Annotated in this window: 5 protein-coding genes; all 5 read left to right on the forward strand. The window is 32.4% G+C overall.

Features of this window, described 5'->3' with window-relative positions; all coding sequences use genetic code 11:
- The first annotated feature begins 2 nt into the window (after window positions 1-2).
- On the forward strand, window positions 3-1,127 hold the full coding sequence (locus GQ540_RS00500; protein ID WP_291795698.1) for a hydrogenase small subunit: 1,125 nt from the start codon (window positions 3-5) through the stop codon (window positions 1,125-1,127).
- Between the two features lie 11 nt (window positions 1,128-1,138).
- The gene (locus GQ540_RS00505; RefSeq protein ID WP_291795701.1) at window positions 1,139-2,875 is read left to right on the forward strand and encodes a nickel-dependent hydrogenase large subunit; all 1,737 of its coding nucleotides are present in this window, start codon (window positions 1,139-1,141) and stop codon (window positions 2,873-2,875) included.
- 10 nt (window positions 2,876-2,885) lie between these two features.
- Complete coding sequence (gene cybH / locus GQ540_RS00510) at window positions 2,886-3,605, forward strand: Ni/Fe-hydrogenase, b-type cytochrome subunit (protein ID WP_291795704.1); 720 nt, start codon at window positions 2,886-2,888, stop codon at window positions 3,603-3,605.
- A gap of 79 nt (window positions 3,606-3,684) precedes the next feature.
- Window positions 3,685-4,218 carry a hydrogenase maturation protease gene (locus tag GQ540_RS00515; RefSeq protein ID WP_291795707.1) on the forward strand — a complete coding sequence of 178 codons (534 nt, stop codon included), beginning with the start codon at window positions 3,685-3,687 and terminating at the stop codon, window positions 4,216-4,218.
- A gap of 30 nt (window positions 4,219-4,248) precedes the next feature.
- The coding region (gene hypF, locus GQ540_RS00520) for a carbamoyltransferase HypF (RefSeq protein ID WP_291795710.1) at window positions 4,249-6,000 on the forward strand (1,752 nt) is incomplete at its 3' end.

A 6,000-nucleotide genomic window follows, 5' to 3' on the forward strand; every position in this document is an offset into this window, starting at 1 on the left:
ATATGTCTACTAATAATGAAAAACGTGATACTTATTATGAAAGTATCATCAAACAAGGTTATAGTCGTAGAGATTTTATGAAATTCTCTACATATATGGCTGCATTTATGGGATTAGAATCTACCATGGTTGGTCAAGTTGCTCAGTCATTAGAAAAAACACCACGATTACCAGTTATTTGGGAACATTACCAAGAATGTACATGTTGTAGTGAATCCTTTATAAGATCAAACCACCCAATAGTAGCCGATATTATTTTAGATAGAATATCGTTAGATTATTCTTTAACCTTAATGGCTGCATCAGGACATCAAGCTGAAGCTGCAAAAGCAGAGACCATGAAAAAATATCATGGTGAATACATATTATGTGTTGAAGGTTCAATTCCTTTAGGTGATGATGGTAATTATTGTTGTATTGCTGGAAAATCTGCCAAAGAAACATTTTTAGAAGCTGCAGCCGGAGCAAAAGCAATTATTGCTTGGGGAAGTTGTGCATCTAACGGTTGTGTACAAGCTGCAAAACCAAACCCAACAGAAGCTACACCAATACATAAAATTGTAAAAAACAAACCAATTATAAGAGTGCCTGGTTGTCCACCAATTGGAGAAGTAATGGCAGGTGTAATTATGCACGTTGTTGCATTTGGACGCTTACCAAAATTAGACCGCTTAGGAAGACCACAAGCATTTTACGGAAAAAGAGTTCATGATACATGTTATCGTCGTCCTTATTACGATGCAGGTTTATTTGCTGAAACTTTTGATGATGAAAACTCTAAAAAAGGATATTGCTTATATAAATTAGGTTGTAAAGGACCTATGACCTACAATGCTTGTGGAAGTATGAAATGGAATAATGGTGTAAGTTTCCCAATTCAATCTGGTCACGGATGCATTGGCTGTAGCGAAGAAGATTTTTGGGATAATGGGCCTTTCTATGAAAGAACTACAAAAGTACCTGGTTTTGCTGTTGAAAGCAATGCAGATACCGTTGGTAAAGTAGCTGCTGGTGTTTTAGCTGGTGGTATTGCTTTACACTCTATTGGTGCAAACATTTCTAAAAGAAAAGAGCTAATGGACAGAATAAACAGAGGAAAAACTAATGAAAAAAATATTGATTCTTAAAACGTATAACAATGGCAAATAGAATAGTAGTTGACCCAATTACTCGAATTGAGGGTCATTTAAGAATAGAAGCAGAAATTAAAGATGGAAAAATAGTTGATGCATTTAGCTCTAGCACCATGGTTAGAGGTATTGAAAGTATTGTAAAAGGTAGAGATCCTAGAGATGTTTGGGCATTTGTACAACGTACTTGTGGTGTTTGTACTACAGTGCACGCGTTAACATCAGTAAGAGCGGTTGAAGATGCTTTAGGAATTGCTGTACCACCAAATGCTGAAATGGTTCGTAACATTATGGAAGGTGCATTATATATGCACGATCACGCAGTACATTTTTATCATTTACATGCGTTAGATTGGGTTGATATTGTAAATGCTTTAAAAGCCGATCCTAAGAAAACTTCAGAAATAGCACAAAGTATTTCTAGTTGGTCAAAAAGTTCACCAGGGTATTTTTCAGACATTCAAAAAAGAGTTCAAAAATTTGTTGAAAGCGGGCAATTAGGAATTTTCGCAAACGGTTATTGGGGACATCCTAAAATGAAATTGCCTGCGGAAGTTAATTTATTAGCTGTTGCTCATTATTTAGAAGCTTTAGAATGGCAAAAAGAAATAGTAAAAGTACACAGTATATTTGGAGGTAAAAATCCACATCCTAACTATTTAGTTGGTGGTATGGCTTGTGCAATAAACTCAGACGGAGCAGGTGGATTAAATGCTGAACGTTTAATGCATGTTCAAAAATTATTAAAAGAGGGAAAAGAATTTATTGACAAAGTTTATATTCCAGATTTATTAGCAATTGCTTCGTTCTACAAAGATTGGGGAGCAATAGGTAAAGGTGTAGGTAATTACATGTCTTATGGAGATTTCCCAACAAACGGTTATGCAGATTTATCAAGTTTTAAATTTCAACAAGGAATTATATTAGATAGAGATTTATCTAAAGTTCATGATGTTGACCATAGAAGTACTGATGAAATAGAGGAGTTTGTAAACAATTCTTGGTATGATAATTATGCTGAAGGAAAAGACAAAGGAAGACATCCTTGGGAAGGTGAAACAAATATTAAATACACAGGTCCAAAACCTCCTTATGAGCATTTAAATATTGAAGAAGCATATAGTTTTATTAAAACACCACGTTGGAAAGGAAAACCAATGGAAGTAGGTCCGCTTGCACGTTTATTAGTTGGATACGGAAGAGGAAATAAAGAAATTCAAGATTCCGTAAATGGAGCATTGTCTCATTTAAATGTTCCTGTAGATGCATTGTTCTCAACATTAGGAAGAACTGCAGCTCGTGGAATAGAAACACAATTAGTAGCAAATTGGACATTAGAATTTTTTGATACTTTAATGAATAACATCAAAAATGGTGACGAACGTATGGCAAATACAGATAGTTGGGAACCTTCATCTTGGCCAAAAGAAGCAAAAGGAGTTGGATTCTGTGAAGCTCCAAGAGGTGCTTTAGCACATTGGATTAAAATTAAAGATGAAAAAACTGAAAACTATCAAATGGTAGTTCCTTCAACTTGGAATGCTTCTCCACGTGATTCTAAAGGACAACGTTCAGCTTATGAAGAAGCTTTAATAGGTACGCCAGTTGCAGACCCTAATTTACCATTAGAAATTATTCGTACAATTCATTCATTTGACCCTTGTTTGGCTTGTGCTGTACATTTATACGATGAGCATGGAAAACATATATCTCAAGTTCAAAATATAGCAAGTTGCGATAGTTAAAATTTAAATTATGGAAACTAAAAATTTTAAACGAGTTATGGTTTGGGAAATGCCCGTTCGGTTTTTCCATTGGATCAATGTTCTATCAGTAGTAGTTTTAACTGTTACTGGGTTTATAATTGCCAATCCGCCAGCATTACATTCAAGTGCTGAAGCAACTAATTTACATTTGTTTGGTGTGGTTAGATTCATTCATTTTGGAGCAGCTTATATTTTCTTTTTCAATATGATTTTAAGAATATATTGGTCGTTTGTAGGAAATCAGTTTGCTAGTTGGAGGGCTTTTTGGCCTTTCAGTAAAAAAATGTGGAACAACTTTTGGCATGTACTTAAAATTGATATTATGCTACTAAACGAAGACCATCCAGATGTTAAAAATATAAGCATTGGTCATAATAGTGTAGCGGCATTTTCATATTTAGCGTTATTTGTAATCGCTTTAATTTCAATTTTTACAGGTTTCGCATTGTATGCAGATACATCTAGTTGGTGGTTACCAAAATTATTTAGTTGGGTAACACCAATGTTTGGAGGCGATTTTATGGTGAGAACTATACATCACATTGCTATGTGGGGATTTATTTTATTTACACTAGTGCATGTATATTTAGTTTTTTATCATGATTGGTTAGATGGTCGTGGAGAAGTTTCATCCATGTTTGGTGGTTATAAATTTGTTCGTGATGATAGAATGAAAAAAACTTCAAAAACTAAAAAAAAGAAGAAATAATTAAACACCCAAATACTTAAGTAAATTCATCCTGCCACTGTGTTTTAAACAGGATGAATTTACTTTTAAAATTACAACTATGAATATAAAAGAAAGAACTCCAGTAGCCATAAGCAGCGATTCATATTTTTTTGAAAAGGATAAATCGAATAGTATTTTAGTAATGGGTGTTGGTAATTATTTAATGGGTGATGAAGGTATTGGCGTACACATAATTCAAGAAATGTCAAAAAATAAATTACCTGATTATGTTGATATTTTAGACGGTGGAACAGGTGGGTTTTTATTGTTAAATTGTTTTGAAGCTTATTCAACAGTCATTTTTATTGATGCTACTATGGATGGTAATCCTGAAGGAACTATTTCTCTAATTAGACCAAAATTCGCTTCTGATTTCCCTTCTGCATTAAGTGTGCATGATGTTGGCTTAAAAGACATGATTGAAGCGGTGTATTTAATGGAGAAAGTTCCAGATATACACTTATTCACTATCTCTATAAAGGAAATTAATCCAATGACACTTGAATTAAATCCAAAAGTAAAAGAATCAATTCCTATAATTATTGAAAATATTTTAACCCATTGTGAAGAACTTCACTTAAAAAAAATGTAAATTTATACTATATTTTTAAGCGAAAGATGAATGTTAAAAACCTATAAAATTGCTATTTCTGGTCAGGTGCAAGGCGTTGGGTTTAGGCCTTATGTTTATAGCTTAGCAACTGAAAAAAAAATAAATGGTACAGTTTCAAATAATGAAGAAGGTGTAATAATTTATCTATCTGGCTTAGAGAATTCTATACGTAATTTTTATACAAAATTATTACAATTTCCACCGCCAGTTTCTCGCATAAAAGACAGTTCAATTACTTCCGTTGAATTTGAATCATTTGATGATTTTAAAATTATTCCATCTAAAACTGAAGGAAATTTAAATTTGCCACTAACACCAGATTTTGCAATTTGTGACGATTGTAAAAGCGATATTAAAAATCGAGATAATCACAGACTTAATTATGCGTTTACTACTTGTGTAAATTGTGGTCCTCGTTGGGCAATTACACAAACTTTTCCTTTTGAAAGAAATCATACTAGTATTAATAATTTTCCAATGTGTGAAGTTTGTAAATCGGAATATACTTCACCATCAGACAGGCGATTTCATTCACAAACAAATACATGTTCTACTTGTGGAATTCAATTGTTTTTAACAGATAATAGCAATAATAAAATTTCAATTTTACAACAAAATTTATTTAAAGAAATTGCAAAATTACTTTTTCAAGGAAATATAATTGCAATAAAAAATACAAGCGGGTACTTGTTATGTTGCAATGCTGAAAATAAGCAAGTAGTTGAAAAATTACGCGCTAAAAAGAACAGGCCAAGGAAACCTTTTGCAGTTTTATATCCTTCTATAGAAGTGCTAGAGAACGAATTAAATCTTACCCAAAACCATAAAAAATCGCTTACTTCAACAGAACGACCAATTACCATAATTTCATCAAAAAAATATAGAGGAAATATAAATTTAGAAACAGTTGCACCAGGTTTAAATCAGTTGGGGCTTATGCTTCCATATACGGGGATTTTACAATTGTTAGCAAATGAATTAGATTTTCCAATTATTGCCACAAGTGGAAATATTCACGGTTCACCAATTATTAGTAAAAATGATGATGCTTTTGAAAAACTAAAACATGTAGCCGACTATTTTTTACAGCATAATTTAAAAATTATACATCCACAAGATGATTCTGTGGTTAAGTTTAGCACAAAATTCAATCAAGAGGTGTTGTTTCGCCGTTCTCGTGGTTATGCTCCTAATTATTTGGATATAAACATGCATTCTGATGAAAAAATAATGGCTATGGGAGCCGACTTAAAAAGTAGCATTGCATTTTATCCCAATCAATATTTATATGTGAGTCAGCATTTAGGTAATTTGGAAAATTTTGATGTTTACAATCAGTTTACTTCTGAAGTAAATTCATTTATAAACATTTTTGAACAACAACCTGAAGTTATTTTAATTGACAAACACCCTTTATATCACAGTTCGCAATATGGTAAAGAGTTAGCTCAAAAAACAAATGCTAAATTGGTTGAAATTCAACATCATAAAGCACATTTTACAGCAATACTTGGCGAGCATAATTTATTCAATAAAAGAGTTTTAGGAGTTGTTTTTGACGGAACTGGTTTTGGTGATGATAAACAAATTTGGGGTGGGGAATTTTTTAATTATGAAGTCAATTCAATTGAAAGAATTAATCATTTTAAATATTTTGATTGGTTGTTGGGTGATAAAATGTCAAAAGAACCTCGCATTTCTTTATTAGCACTTTCATCTTCAGAAATGAATGAAATTTTAGCTAAAAAATTCACTAAAAAT

Source organism: Lutibacter sp., assembly GCF_013139515.1.
Classification (GTDB): domain Bacteria; phylum Bacteroidota; class Bacteroidia; order Flavobacteriales; family Flavobacteriaceae; genus Lutibacter.

What these genes read in the sequence shown, in the direction of transcription:
- GQ540_RS00500 (WP_291795698.1), top strand. Translation starts at nt 3, where the DNA reads ATGTCTACTAATAATGAAAAACGTGATACTTATTATGAAAGTATCATC.
- GQ540_RS00505 (WP_291795701.1), top strand. Translation starts at nt 1,139, where the DNA reads ATGGCAAATAGAATAGTAGTTGACCCAATTACTCGAATTGAGGGTCAT.
- cybH (WP_291795704.1), top strand. Translation starts at nt 2,886, where the DNA reads ATGGAAACTAAAAATTTTAAACGAGTTATGGTTTGGGAAATGCCCGTT.
- GQ540_RS00515 (WP_291795707.1), top strand. Translation starts at nt 3,685, where the DNA reads ATGAATATAAAAGAAAGAACTCCAGTAGCCATAAGCAGCGATTCATAT.